10 protein-coding genes are annotated in these 13,966 nt (G+C 63.6%); 4 read left to right on the forward strand and 6 right to left on the reverse strand.

Going from position 1 to position 13,966, the window contains the following annotated elements; translation table 11 throughout:
• Window positions 1–26: 26 nt before the first annotated feature.
• From dapA to KTQ42_RS03170, 3 genes are all read left to right on the forward strand, one after another.
• Window positions 27–905: a 4-hydroxy-tetrahydrodipicolinate synthase gene (gene dapA / locus KTQ42_RS03160; RefSeq protein ID WP_217344182.1), complete on the forward strand. Its 879-nt coding sequence runs from the start codon at window positions 27–29 to the stop codon at window positions 903–905.
• A gap of 81 nt (window positions 906–986) precedes the next feature.
• The gene (gene bamC / locus KTQ42_RS03165; RefSeq protein ID WP_249222624.1) at window positions 987–2,177 is read left to right on the forward strand and encodes an outer membrane protein assembly factor BamC; all 1,191 of its coding nucleotides are present in this window, start codon (window positions 987–989) and stop codon (window positions 2,175–2,177) included.
• Between the two features lie 14 nt (window positions 2,178–2,191).
• Complete coding sequence (locus tag KTQ42_RS03170) at window positions 2,192–2,971, forward strand: MBL fold metallo-hydrolase (RefSeq protein ID WP_217344184.1); 780 nt, start codon at window positions 2,192–2,194, stop codon at window positions 2,969–2,971.
• Window positions 2,972–3,114: 143 nt separating this feature from the next.
• Here the strand turns inward: KTQ42_RS03170 and KTQ42_RS03175 are convergent, their stop codons facing one another.
• Window positions 3,115–3,402 (reverse strand): hypothetical protein, encoded by a 288-nt coding sequence (locus tag KTQ42_RS03175; protein ID WP_217344185.1) that lies wholly within the window; start codon window positions 3,400–3,402, stop codon window positions 3,115–3,117.
• Between the two features lie 228 nt (window positions 3,403–3,630).
• Window positions 3,631–4,752, reverse strand: a complete 1,122-nt coding sequence (locus KTQ42_RS03180; RefSeq protein WP_217344186.1) for a cupin domain-containing protein — start codon at window positions 4,750–4,752, stop codon at window positions 3,631–3,633.
• Window positions 4,753–4,848: 96 nt separating this feature from the next.
• Here KTQ42_RS03180 and KTQ42_RS03185 point away from each other — a divergent pair, with 96 nt between their 5' ends.
• A complete protein-coding gene (locus KTQ42_RS03185; protein ID WP_217344187.1) occupies window positions 4,849–5,385 on the forward strand; it encodes a peptidylprolyl isomerase in 537 nt (178 codons plus the stop codon).
• Window positions 5,386–5,464: 79 nt separating this feature from the next.
• Here the strand turns inward: KTQ42_RS03185 and KTQ42_RS03190 are convergent, their stop codons facing one another.
• The 4 genes from KTQ42_RS03190 to KTQ42_RS03205 all read right to left on the reverse strand — a co-directional run bounded on the left by KTQ42_RS03190 (window position 5,465) and on the right by KTQ42_RS03205 (window position 13,784).
• On the reverse strand, window positions 5,465–6,379 hold the full coding sequence (locus KTQ42_RS03190) for a hypothetical protein (protein ID WP_217344188.1): 915 nt from the start codon (window positions 6,377–6,379) through the stop codon (window positions 5,465–5,467).
• Window positions 6,376–8,985, reverse strand: a complete 2,610-nt coding sequence (gene mutS / locus KTQ42_RS03195) for a DNA mismatch repair protein MutS (RefSeq protein ID WP_249222625.1) — start codon at window positions 8,983–8,985, stop codon at window positions 6,376–6,378. Before mutS ends, KTQ42_RS03190 begins: the two co-directional genes overlap by 4 nt.
• Before the next feature lie 194 nt (window positions 8,986–9,179).
• Window positions 9,180–13,406 (reverse strand): EAL domain-containing protein, encoded by a 4,227-nt coding sequence (locus tag KTQ42_RS24205; protein ID WP_217344189.1) that lies wholly within the window; start codon window positions 13,404–13,406, stop codon window positions 9,180–9,182.
• Window positions 13,407–13,784 (reverse strand): hypothetical protein, encoded by a 378-nt coding sequence (locus tag KTQ42_RS03205; protein ID WP_217344190.1) that lies wholly within the window; start codon window positions 13,782–13,784, stop codon window positions 13,407–13,409.
• Window positions 13,785–13,966: the final 182 nt, after the last annotated feature.

A 13,966-nucleotide genomic window follows, 5' to 3' on the forward strand; every position in this document is an offset into this window, starting at 1 on the left:
TAAACAATTTTCCCTCATACAACATCATGATCCAGGGCAGCATCGTAGCAATCGTCACTCCCATGCATGCCGACGGCAGTCTCGACCTGCCCGGCCTGCGCAAGCTGATCGACTGGCATATCGCCGAAGGCACCGATGGCATTGTCATCGTCGGCACCACCGGCGAGTCGCCCACTGTCTCGGTGGACGAGCATTGCGAACTGATCAAGGTGGCGGTCGAGCATACGGCCCGCCGCATTCCCATCATCGCCGGCACCGGCGGCAACTCGACTGCCGAAGCGATCGAACTGACCCGCTATGCGAAGGAAGTCGGCGCCGATGCATCGCTGCAGGTGGTGCCGTATTACAACCGCCCGACCCAGGAAGGCATGTACCAGCATTTCAGGAAGATCGCCGAATCGGTTGACCTGCCAGTGATCCTCTACAACGTGCCGGGCCGCACCGTGGCCGACATGTCCAATGACACCATCCTGCGTCTGGCCGAGGTGCCGGGCGTGGTGGGCGTGAAGGAAGCCACCGGCAACATCGGCCGCGACACCGACCTGATCCGCCTGGCGCCTGCTTCCTTTGCGGTGTATTCGGGCGACGATCCGACCGCGATGGCACTGATGCTGTGCGGCGGCAAGGGCAATATCTCGGTCACCGCCAACGTGGCGCCGCGCGCCATGCATGAACTGTGCGTGGCCGCCATGGCCGGCAATATCGCCGAGGCGGTGCGCATCAACAACCGCCTGCTGCCGCTGCATAACAAGCTCTTCGTCGAACCCAACCCGGTGCCGGTGAAATGGGCAATGGCGGAAATGGGTCTGATGGAGCATGGCATCCGGCTGCCGCTGGTGCCGCTGGCCGAAGGCCTGCGCGAGACGGTGCGCGCGGCATTGCGCGAGTCGGGTGTATTACAATAGCTTGCTTTGCTGGTCCGGGGCGGCAATGCCGCTCTTCCTTACTGATTCAGCACGACCATGACCTTTCGGAAGACCACCTTTATGGCAGAACGCAGCACCGTGCAGCGCAATATCGCTTATGCGCTCGCCCTGGCCAGCCTCGCTGGCTGCGGCTCCATCAATTCCTCCTTCGGCACTCTGCTCGAACCGGAACGCATCGATTACAAAAGCGCGTCGACCGCTGTCAGCAAGGGCAAGTCACTGGAAGTGCCGCCCGACCTGACCCAACTGCAGCGCGATAACCGTTATGCGCTGCCCGAGTCCACCAACCGCGGCACGGCCACCGCATCCGGCTTCAACATGGCGCAGAGCGCCACGGCGGCTGCACCTGCGGCCTCGACCGCTGCCACCCCGATAGCCCCGCGCGTGACCGAGCAGGCAAGGGTGGAGCGCGACGGCAGCCAGCGCTGGCTGGTGGTGAAGATGGCGCCGGAAGTGCTGTGGCCGCAGGTCAAGGAGTTCTGGCAGGATTCGGGCTTCCTGATCGCTTCCGAGAACCAGGAAGCCGGCGTCATGGAAACCGACTGGGCGGAAAACCGCGCCAAGATACCGGAAGGCTTCCTGCGCAACACGCTGGGCAAGGCGCTGGATTCCTTCTACTCCACCGGCGAGCGCGACAAGTTCCGCACCCGATTCGAGCGCACCGCCGACGGCGGCACCGAGGTCTACATCAGCCATCGCGGCGCGCAGGAAGTGCTGACCGGCGTGGAAAAGGAAAGAACCGTCTGGACGCCGCGCCCGGCCGATCCGGAACTGGAAGCGGAATTCCTGTCGCGCCTGATGGCACGACTGGGCGTCGAGAACACCCGGGCCAAGGCGATCGTCGCCAATGCCGCGCCGGTCGATCAGTCGCGTGCCAAGCTGGTACGCGCCCCCAACGGCGGCGTGGTCCAGGTCGATGAAAGCTTCGAGCGCGCATGGCGCCGCGTGGGACTGGCGCTGGACCGGGTTGGCTTCACGGTCGAAGACCGCAACCGCTCGCAGGGCGTGTATTACGTCCGCTATGTGGACCAGAACCAGGACGCCAATGGCAAGGTTGCCCAGAAAGGCTTCCTGAGCCGCATGTTCTCCGGCTCCAAGGATGACAAGTCCAAGCAGGCCCAGCGCTACCAGATCGCAGTCAAGCCGGCCGGCGAGGTCAGCCAGGTCAGCGTGCTCAACAACGAGGGCAATCCGGAAACTTCCAAGACCGGCGATCGCATCCTGGCCTTGCTGACCGAGCAACTCAAGTAAGGACGGGTAGGGGTTTGAGATTTGCCAGTCTGGGCAGTGGCAGCGAAGGCAATGCGCTGTTGATTTCGGGCGGCGCCGGCGCTGCCCGCACCAGTGTGATGCTGGACTGCGGCTTTGGTATCCGTGAAACCGAACGCCGCCTGGCGCGCCTGGGCATGTTGCCGGGCGAGCTGAACGGCATCGTCGTCACCCATGAGCATTCGGACCACGTCGGCGGCGTGTTCAAGTTCGCCCGCCGTCACCGGGTGCCGGTCTGGCTCAGCTATGGCACCTGGCAGGCAGTGCAGCGCGACTGCCATGATGTGGCGATCAACATCTGCCGCGATGGCGACGCCCTGGAGATAGGCGACCTGGAACTGACGCCTTATACCGTGCCGCACGATGCCCGTGAGCCGGTGCAGTATGTGCTCAACGACGGCAAGGCCCGTCTGGGCGTTCTGACCGATGCCGGCCAGTCCACGCCGCACCTGGTGCAGGCGCTGGGCGGCTGCGACGCGCTGGTCCTGGAATGCAATCACGACCGCGACATGCTGGCCAACTCGCGTTACCCCTGGTCGCTGAAGCAGCGCATCGGCGGCGCCTATGGCCATCTGTCGAATGACACCGCGGCCGACATTCTCGCGGCGATCGATCGCAGCCGGCTGCAGCGTGTTGTCGGCGCGCATCTGAGCCAGCAGAACAATACCCCTGAACTGGCCCGCCAGGCGCTTGAGAGCGTGCTGGTTGGCGGCGGTCCCGACATCATCATCGCCTGTCAGTCCGAAGGCTTTGGCTGGACCGGCATCGAAGCCTGATTATCGCCGCTGGTCCGAAGGCATGGATTGCGCTCTCGCACCAGCCAGCAACCCGTGCTGCATTCCTTACACCACGGCTCCCAACACGCTTTCACAAGACGAAAAAAACCGGCCAGAAGGCCGGTTTGAGATCGCTATGCTGATTACTTTGCTGCAGCAGCGGCGCTGGCGGCTTCGGACGCTGCGGAAGCAGCAGCGGAAGCGGCGGCGGCAGCGTCGGAGGCAGCGGAAGCAGCTTGTGCAGCAGCAGCGTCAGCAGCCGGTGCAGCGGCAGGTGCTTCAGCAGCAGGTGCAGCAGGCGCGGCAGCCGGAGCGGCGGCAGGTGCTTCTACAGCAGGTGCGGCGGCAGGAGCAGCAGCTTCTTCCTTCTTGCCGCAAGCCGACAGAGCAACGGCAGCCAGCAGGGTAGCGATCAGATATGTTTTTTTCATGAAATTTCCTCAGTGGATTAGCAATTTGCGACGAATGGTTACCGGTAATATCGCTCGATAGGCATACAGAGCCCGTGTCAGGTGTTCAATGATGCACCGCACAAGCCAGGATTCCTAAGCCGGCCATTATAGCGGAATCATTTGCCATTGGGATAAAGCCAACTCCGCCAACGGTCCCAAAACCCGGTTTTGCGCTGGCTTTTATGTAACAAAAGTTTTCGGCCGGCATCACCCCGGCAGCAGCCATCCGTCCTCGTACCATGTATACAAGGCTTCCTGCACATCATCGGAACTTGCCGCCACTTCTTCACCGCTCAGCGAACGCTCATTGGCAAGCAGGAGCAGCGCCTTGCGGTCAGCCCGGCCGATGGCGAACGATTCGCCGTTGATGAACAGATGCTTGCCGGCATACAGCATGCTGGTCTTGCGCGACAACTTCACGCCTTTCCTCAGCACGCGCTGGCGGAACTTGGCCGGTTGGAGCAGGGGACTGGGGGTGTCGAAGTAGACGGCCGGCTTGGGCTCGGACATGTATTCGCCCAGGAAGATGGCGATATCGTCCTCGGTAAAGCGCACCTTGGCCAGTTCCGCGGCAACGGCGTCGAGCATGGGCTTGCCGATCTCCGCCGGGTTTTTCGCGGGCGACAGGTCCGGATCGGCATAGCGGCCGGGCAAGTCGATGCTATCGGCCATGAACTGCAGGAAGGCTTCTCCCAGTTCCTGATAGGCCGGTGCGCGAAAGCCGATTGAATAGGTCATGCATTCGCCGACTGCCGTGCCGTCGTGCGCATAATGCGGCGGCAGGTACAGCATGTCGCCCGGCTCCAGCAGGAATTCCTCCTCCGCCTCGAAATTGGCCAGGATCTTCAACGGCATGCCTTCCACCAGCGACAGGTCTTTCTGGGCGCTGATGCGCCAGCGGCGCTGGCCATGCGCCTGCAGCAGGAACACATCGTAGGAGTCGAAATGCGGCCCGACGCCGCCATTATCGCTGGCATAGCTGATCATCAGATCGTCCAGCCGGACATCGGGAATGAAGCGGAACTGCCGCAGCAGGGCATCGGCTGCATCGTCATGCAGATTCACGCCCTGCACCAGGAGCGTCCAGTCCTTCCGGGCCGGATCGGGCAGGCTGGCCTGTGGCCCGGACTGCAGATTCCACTTGCCGCCATCGCGGATGATCAGGCGGGACTCGACGTCATCCCGCGCGGCCAGCGCAAACAAATCGTCCCGTGGCAGCAAAGGCTGGAAACCCGGCAGCGCTTGTCGGATCAAAAGAGGTTTCTTGTGCCAGTAATCGCGCAAGAACTGGGCCGGCGTAATGTCGCCTAACAGGGTCATTTTTTTCATGGCGGTATTATCCCGGAAACGGGCTGCTGCAGGTCACTCCAAAAGCACCCGATGCGCCGCGTATAATCGCCGTCATATTCACTGAAAGGAAGGGTCATGAAGATTGCCAAGAACACCGTAGTGACAGTCCACTACAAATTATCGGATGCCCAAGGCAATCTGATCGAGGAAAGCAGCGAGCCCATGGTGTACCTGCATGGCGACTACGAAAACACGCTGCCGGCAATCGAAGCGGCACTGGACGGCAAGGAGCAGGGCTATCAGGGCCAGATCCAGGTCGAGCCGGAAGACGCATTTGGCGAATACGACGCCGAGCTGGTGAAGGTCGAACCGCGCAACCGCTTCCCTGAAGACACCCAGGTCGGCATGCAGTTTGAAGGCATGCCCGACTCCGGCAGCGAGGACGAAGCCATGATCTTCACCGTGACCGATATTGCCGACGACAAGGTCGTACTTGATGGCAATCATCCGCTGGCAGGCATGGCATTGCGTTTCGAACTCAATGTGACTGAAGTACGCACCGCAACGGACGAAGAAATCGCCCATGGGCATGTGCATGGCGCCCATGGCCACGGTCATCATGACGACGATGATGACGAAGGCGATTCCTACCGTACGATCCAGGTCCACTAAGCCTGTACGCCAGGTTTTCAAACGGCCCCGCCCGGCCATTTCGCCCAAGCGAAACCGGCAGCGGGGCCTTTGCTTTCAATCAGCGCTCGCTGAGCGAAAACAGCGTTTCATCATCGGGCTTGACGTTGACCTTGAGCCATCCCGCCGGCAATGCCAGTTCGCCAAGATTGCCGCGCCAGCCTATGGTTTTCGGTGCTGGCAGGCGGGCGCTGCCATGTACTACCAGCACCTTGCCGTTGTAGGCGCTGGCCAGCGCAGCGATCTGGCGCCGCACTTCAACGAAGCCATCCCGCGTGCCGTCCGGCGCGCGCATGCCGGTGCGTCCTGACAGCACTGCCGGGTTGCCGTCGCAGAACAGAACGATGCCATCCCGCTTTTCCCGCTGGGCAAAGGTAAAGGTGCGTTGCAGCCAGTAGCGGTTGGCGATCAGCCTGTCTTCGAATTCCCCATTGCGGCCGGCATCGGTGAGGTAATGATTGTTCGGCGCCGGCAGGTTGATGGTGGCGAACACGATATTGCCCACTTCCCAGCGCGCATTTTCCGCATAGCTGCGGAATTTATTCGAAGTCGACTGGCGCGACAACGGAAGCCGGGTCGCGCCAAAACTCATTTCTTCCTGAAAATAGACGTCCCTGATCCTGGTGAGTCGCTCCATCGCCGCCGGGCGGCCGTTGCTGCGCTTGCAGTCGGCCCAGTCGCTTCCGGCCAGCGACAGCACCACGCCGTTCTTGGCCTGCGACAGCATCGCCAGGCGCTGGTCGTATAGCGCATCGCTGCACGGTTCATCCGCGGCCTTGACGCCATTGACCACCACGAAAGCCAGGTTGTCGGCGTCGCTCTCGATGATGGCCTTGCGCATGACGCCGCCGTCGGCTGCGGCGCGAAACACATGGCCGATCGCGCCGAAGCTGAATGGCGTGGGCTGGGCCAACGCCGGCACAGGCAGGGCCAGCGCCAGCATCAGCGCCAGGCAGCGCGCATGCGGCCCGGTCATTCGCCGTCTTGCCGCAACAGCGCTTTAAGGCGGTACAGGGCGTCCAGCGCCTCGCGCGGCGCCATGGCGTCCGGATCGAGTTCGGCCAGTGCCTGCGCCAGCGCGCCTGGCGCGGGCGGCACGTCGTCTACCGGCTCGGCCGGCGCGGCGGCCGAGAACAGGTCGAACTGTGGCGACGGCTGCATGGAATGCGCTTCCAGTTCGGCCAGATGGCGGCGCGCGGCGCGGATCACCGCCGGCGGCACGCCGGCCAGCTGGGCGACCTGCAGTCCATAGCTCTGTGAGGCCGGGCCCGGCTGCACCGCGTGCAGGAAGACGATGCTGTCCTTGTGCTCAACCGCCGACAGATGGACATTCGCCGCGGACGGATAAGCCTCCGGCAGTTGCGTCAGTTCGAAGTAATGGGTGGCGAACAGGGTAAAGCTGCGCGTGGTTTCAATCAGGTGGCGGGCAATCGCCCAGGCCAGCGCCAGGCCGTCGAAGGTGGAGGTGCCGCGGCCCACTTCATCCATCAGCACCAGCGACTGCGCGGTTGCGCCGTTCAGGATGGCCGCCGACTCCGTCATCTCGACCATGAAGGTGGAGCGTCCGCCAGCCAGGTCATCTGCCGCGCCGATGCGGGTATAGATGCGGTCGATCGGCCCGATGGTGGCGCTGGCCGCGGGAACGAAGCTGCCGACATAGGCCAGCAGCGCGATCAGCGCCACCTGCCGCATGTAGGTCGACTTGCCGCCCATGTTGGGGCCGGTGATGAGCAGCAGGCGCTTGTCGTCGCCAAGCGCGCAGTCATTGGCGATGAAGCGCTCGATCGTGTTTTCCACCACCGGATGGCGGCCCTGCTCGATGGCCAGCATGGGCTCGTCGACCAGCATCGGCGCGCACCAGCCATGGCGCAGCGCATGGCTGGCCAGGGACATCAGCACATCGGTCTCGGCGATGGCGCGCGCCACCGACTGCAAGGTGTCGATATGCTCGGCCAGGTCGCGCAGCAGCTGTTCATACAGATGCTTCTCCCGCGACAGCGCGCGCTCCTGCGCCGACAGCGCCTTGTCCTCGAACGCCTTCAGTTCGGGCGTGATGTAGCGCTCGGCATTCTTCAGGGTCTGGCGGCGCCGGTAGTCCTCGGGCACCTTGTCGGTCTGGCCATGGGTGACTTCGATATAGAAGCCATGCACCTTGTTGTATTCGACCCGCAGGTTGGCGATGCCGGTGCGTGCCCGTTCCCGGGTTTCGAGGTCGAGCAGGAACTGGCCGGCATTCTGCGACAGGCCGCGCAGTTCGTCGAGCTCGGCGTCGAAGCCGGCCGCGATCACGCCGCCATCGCGCACCATGGCGGCCGGCTCCGGCATGATGGCGCGCGTCAGCAGGTCCAGGCAGGCATGCGGCGTGGCCAGCCGGTTGCCCAGACTGACCAGCAGCGATGCTTCCGCGTCGCGCAGGCAGGCATCGATACAGCCGCGGATGGCGGGCAGCTGCTGCAGGCCGCGTGCGAGACCAGCCAGGTCGCGCGGCCGCGCAGACAGCAGCGCGATGCGGGTGGTGATGCGCTCGATATCGGGCACATCGCACAGGCTGTCCGACAGGCTGCTGCAACTGTCGGCGCGCAGCAGCGCATTGATCGCGGCATGGCGCCGCTGTGCCGTCAGGCGCTCGCGCAGCGGATGATGCAGCCAGTGGCGCAGCATGCGCGAACCCATGGTGGTGCGGCAGTGGTCGAGCAGCGAGAACAGGGTAGGGCCGGGGTCCTGGCTGCGCAACGACTCCGACAGTTCCAGGTTGCGCCGGGTTGCGGCGTCCAGGCCGATGAATTCGTTTTCCTTTTCCACCGTCAGCGAGCGCACATGCTGCAGGCTCTGGCTTTGCGTCGACTGTGCATAGCGCAGCAGCGCGCCGGCCGCGCCGAGCGCGGAATGCAGGCCGTCGGCGCCGTAGCCGGAAAGCGTGGCCGAGGATAATTGCGCCAGCAGGGCCTTTTCGCCGGCCGGCACATCGTAATGCCAGCCCGGCACCGTGGTTGCATGCGCGGCCCATTCGGCGTCGGCATCGCAGTCGTCGCCGAGCAGGATTTCGGCCGGCGCGATGCGTTCCAGTTCATGCCGCAATCTGGCCTGCACGAAACCGGGTTCGCCGGAGAATTCCAGCAGGCGCAGCGCGCCGCTGGCCATGGACAGCCAGGCCAGGCCAATGGACATGGTCTTGCGCTGTGCATGGCGGCACAGCGCCAGCAGCGGGCGCTCGGCCTTTTCGGGCAGCAGGTCGGCATCGGTCAGGGTGCCGGGCGTGATGATGCGTACCACCTTGCGTTCCACCGGGCCCTTGCTGGTGGCGGGGTCGCCGATCTGTTCGCAGATGGCGACCGACTCGCCGGCCCGCACCAGGCGCGCCAGGTACTGGTCAACCGAATGGAAGGGCACGCCGGCCATCCTGATCGGCGCGCCGTTGGAGGTGCCGCGCTGCGTCAGTGTGATGCCCAGCAGCCGCGCCGCTTTCTCGGCATCGTCGAAGAACAGTTCATAGAAATCACCCATGCGGTAGAACAGCAGGATGTGCGGATAGGCAGCCTTGATGCGCAGGTACTGCTGCATCATGGGCGTCTGTTTTTCCATGTTTTGCAAAAAACTGGTGTTTTCAGTGGGTTTCAACGCTGTGTCCGTCCGATTGCTTGCCTGTCGCACCACCGCTTGGCGGCCGGCGCATGCTTGTGTGCAATAAAGTGAGGGTGTCGGGCTGGCGCTGCCCTTGTCAGGCAGGCCAAAGACAAGATTGTATGCGACCGGCCGGGCCAGAGGGGGCTGGCGTATCAGGCAAAGTGCGGCGCGGGCACGCCCTGGGTAGCGCAATACGATTCGAATTCCGGAAGCGGCAGCGGCTTGCTGAAGAGATATCCCTGGCAGGCCGGACAGCCGTGCGCGGCGAGGAAGTCGCGTTGCGGCGCCGTTTCCACGCCTTCGGCAATCAGCGTCAGGCCCAGGCTCTGGCCAAGCGCGATGATGGACCGCACGATCGCTGCGTCATTCGGATCGTCCAGTACATCCCGCACGAACGACTGGTCGATCTTGAGCTGATCCAGCGGCAGTTGCTTCAGGTAGGCCAGCGAGGAGTAGCCGGTGCCGAAATCGTCGAGCGAGAACATGACGCCGTGCGACTTCAGCAGGCGCATTCTGTCAATCACCGTATCGACTTCCTCGATGATCACGCTCTCCGTCAGTTCCAATTTCAGGCGGTGGGGATTGGCCCCGCTATGCATGAGCGCGTCCATCGCCTGCGACACGAAATCGGGATGAAGGAACTGGCGCGCGCTGACGTTGACCGCCACGGACAGGTGGGCCATCGCCGGCATCTCCGCCCAGCGCGCCAGGGTCGCGCAGGCAGCTTCCAGCACCATGCGGCCAAGCTCAAGAATCAGGCCGGATTCCTCGGCCAGCGGAATGAACAGCGCCGGGCTGACCAGGCCGCGCGCCGGGCTGCGCCAGCGCACCAGCGCTTCCGCGCCCGTCACCTGGGATGCGGCATCGACCTGCGGCTGGTAATGCAGGATGAACTCGTTTTGCGCCAGCGCCTGTCGCAGATCGGCTTCGAGCGCAGCGCGCGCCGTCACTGCCTGCTGCATGTCGGGCGTGAACAGGCGCAGGGTGTTCTTGCCCGCGTTCTTGGCGCGATACATGGCCAGGTCAGCGTGCTTGAGCAATTCGGTCACGGTATCGCTCTGCTGCCTGATCAGGGTAATGCCTATGCTGACGGTGCTGTGGTGCATCAGCGTGGCCAGGCGATAGGGCGCGTTGAGCGCCTCGATCATCCGTTTTGCCGCCTCGACTGCCTGGCTCTCCGCGCCCGGCTCGTCCGCCGCCAGGCCAGGCAGCAGGATCACGAACTCGTCGCCGCCCAGCCTGGCAACGGTCGATTCGGCATCCACGCAGCCCGACAGCCGCTGCGCTACCTGTTGCAGCAAAAGATCGCCCTGGTCGTGGCCGACCGAATCGTTCAGGGTCTTGAAATTGTCGAGGTCGATGAAGAACAGCGCAGCCAGGCCCTGCCGGAAGTCGTGGGTGGAGAGCAGCGCCTGCAGACGCTCCCGCAGCAGCACCCGGTTGGGCAGCCGGGTCAGCGGGTCGTAGTAAGCGAGCCGCTGTATCTTTTCCTGCGCCGCATTGCGCTCGGTGACATCGGTGTTGATGGCCAGGATGGACTTGGGCTGGCCGGCGTCGTCCCGCACCAGGGTCCAGTGTCCTTCGACGGTGATGCTGCTGCCGTCCTTGCGCCGCTGCACGATCTCGCCACGCCATTCGCCATTGCGGATCACCTGCTCGGTGGCGGCATTGAACTGCTGCTGGTCGCTGTAGAGCAGGCTGGCAATCGACCTGCCGACTGCTTCATCGGCGCGCCAGCCATAGAGCCGGGCCGCGCCGTCGTTCCAGAAATGAATGCCGTGCTGGAGGTCGCGCACGATGATGGCATCCTGCGCCTTGTCCAGCAGGGAAGCTTGGGCGCCGATGCGCCGGGCCGCTTCCTCGCGTTCCATTTCCATGGCGGCGCGGGAGGCGAAGATGCGCAGTGTGGAGATGCCAAAGTCGGAGGCGGGCGGCGCCTGTCCGCTCAGGACCAGCAGCATGCCGATCGGCTTGCCGGCACCGTTCTCCAGCAATGCGCCCATGCAGGGCTGGCCATTGAGCTGTTCGAGTGCCGAGCCGGCAGGAAAGCGGCCTTCGAGCCGCATGCCGCCAGCCGCGGCGCCTTGCTGCAGCAGGGTGTCGCATGGCGATCCCGCGATCGCAAAGCTGCAATTGGCGATCAGTTCGCCCTGCACGATTGCCGCTACCGTCGCCGCCTCGCCGGGCCGGTCGGGATGCAGCCGTATTGCCAGCGCGGCCTGCGCATGCAGCGCATCGGTGATGTTGTGGCAGAGCTGCTGGAAAAATTGCGTGCCCGTGCTGGACGAGACCCCGGCCGCGATCTTCAGCACCGCCGCCTGCATGCGCCGCCGCTCTTCCTCGGCGCGCAGCGTGACCATGCCGTAGGCAAGGTTGTCGGCCAGTTCCTGCAGCAGGCGTGTCTCTTCGGCGGTGGCCTGCTCAACGGCTTCGGAATACATTGCGAGCACGCCAAAGGCGCGGTCCTTGTCGCGCAGCGGCAGGCACAACACCGAGCGGTAGCCGCGTTGCTCCACCCATTCCAGCCAGGCCGCGAACACCGGGTCGTTGGCATAGTCAGGATCATGCAAAAGGTCGCCGGAGATGGAAGGCTGGGCACTGCGGATAGCCTTCCCAACCGGGCCGCGGCCTCCCGGATGCTGCTCCGACCAGGTCATTTTCAGCTGTTTCAGGTAGGCCCTGTCGCGGTCGTCGCCGGCATGCGCCACCGGCACGACGCTGCGCCTGGCGTCCTGTTCGGCCTGGCCTACCCATGCCATCCGGTAGCCGCCCACCTCACGGATGACATTGCACACCTGCTGCAGCAGCGTGGCTTCGTCGGACGAGCGCAGCAGCGCCTCGTTGCAGCGGCCCAGCATCTTCAGCGCGCGATTGGTGCGGCTCAGTTCCAGCGCCGCTTCCTTGCGTTCAGTGATGTCAATCGTGGTGCCTATCATGCGCAGCGGCTTGCCCTGCGCATCGCGGCTGACGACAGTGCCGCGGTCAAGCACCCAGGTCCAGGCGCCGTTCCTGCCACGCCGCCGCAGTTCTGCGTGATAAGCCGGAATGCGGCCCCTGGCCGCATCCAGCGCCATGCGGCTGACCCGCTCGACATCGTCCGGATGGATATGCTCGCGCCATGTCTCGACGGATTCGCTTGCTTCTTCGTCGCCGTAGCCCAGCATGGCGCGCCAGCGGCGCGATGTGTGCAGCAGCCGGCCTGGAATGTCCCAGTCCCATATGCCGTCGCCCGCGCCTTCGAGCGCGAATTTCCAGCGCAGCTCGCTTTCCTGCAGGGCTTGCTCGGCACGCTTGCGTTCCGTGATCTCGTTCAACAGCAGGGCATTGTTATGGCGCAGCTCCCTGGTGCGCTGGTCCACCCGTGCTTCCAGCGCATCACGGGCGGTGCGCAGCTTTTCCTCCTGCGCCTTCTGTTCGCTGATGTCGGTATGGGTGCCCAGGGTGCGCAGGGGCCTGCCATTGGCATCCCGCGCTACCACCATGCCGCGTGTCAGCAGCCACTTCCATTGACCGTCACGGGTCTGAACCCGCTGGGTGTTGACGAACTCCGTGGTTTCGCCACGCAGATACCGTTCAAACTTTTCAAGGGCAGCCTGCCTGTCATCGGGATGCAGCAAATCCCTGAATTTGTCGATGTTTCGCCCCGGGCTGTTGGGTGGATAGCCCATCAACAGGGACCATTCCTTGGACAACTTGACCGAGCCGCTCCGGTGTTCAAGGTCCCAGACGATATCGCCGGTACTCTCCAGTGCGTTCTTCCATCGGAATTCGCTGGACACCAGGGCCGATTCAGTCCTTGCCTGCAGGCGGATCTGGCGCACCAGGCCAAATCCGAGAAATTGAAGCAGCAGGACCAGTCCGGTCACTGCAATGGTAGTGAAGAAGGTGTCCGAGCGCCAGGGTCCGAGCACCTCTTCCTTGCCCAGCGCCGCCACGGCGATCAGCGGGAAGTCCGTGAGCTGCACATAGCCATAGATGCGCTCGATGCCATCCTGCTGTGCTGTTAGCAGGGCATTGCCTTCGCTGCTTCTGGCAAGGTAATCGCGGTACAGGGGGCGGTCGGAAATATTCTTGCCGATCAGGTTTTCCACCACTGGACGGCGCGTCAGTACCTTGCCATCCGCCAGCATCAGAATGAGGGCGCCATCCTTGCCGATATCGAAGCGCTCGTGGAATCGCTGAAGGTAGGCCAGGCTGATCGAAGCGACGGCAACGCCGGCAAACTGCCCTGACGGGCTGTTTATCCGGCGCGACAGGGTGACGACCCAGGCGCCAGTGGTGCGGTCCCTCAGCGGTGGCCCCACGAAAGCGGCGGCACTGCGATTGTCACGGTGATAGATGAAATATTCGCGAAATTCGCTGGTCAGGTCGTGACGCATTTATTGCTGGGAATTCACCAGCCAGCGCCCCTGGCTGTCCATGATCGTGAGCTTGTCCAGCAGCGGGATTTCCTGGGTGAGGCGCATCAGGAACTGATGCATGGACTGGCTGCGGTCTGCATCGAGGCCGTCCGCCTCCACTTGCTGGACGATGCTGATCAGGGTGGTATCGGCTACGCGCAGGGTGTCATTGGCATGCTGGGAAACGGCGCGGGCCAGGTTGGATGCGGAAGTCTTCGTCTCGGCCAGCTGTTGCTGGCGGGCGCTTATGCTGCGCCATCCATTGATGCCCAACACTAGCAGGCAGGCCATCACCACAAACAGGGCCGCCACCATGCTGGTTGATGGCTTGCGCCTGGCTGCGCGATGTTGGCGCATCAGGCGGCCCAGCCTCTGTAACACTGCATGCATGGTAATGATTGAAGGTAGAGCAGTAGAAATTAAAAGTTAATATACATTAACTTTTAATTTCTGGGCGCCCAGGAGTGATTTCCGATAATAAACTTTTTCTCCCGCCGCCCTTTTTTCGCAGGAAGCGGCGGTGCGGCAGCGAAAAAGTT

The sequence above is a fragment of the Noviherbaspirillum sp. L7-7A genome (assembly GCF_019052805.1).
Taxonomy (GTDB): Bacteria; Pseudomonadota; Gammaproteobacteria; order Burkholderiales; family Burkholderiaceae_D; genus Noviherbaspirillum_A.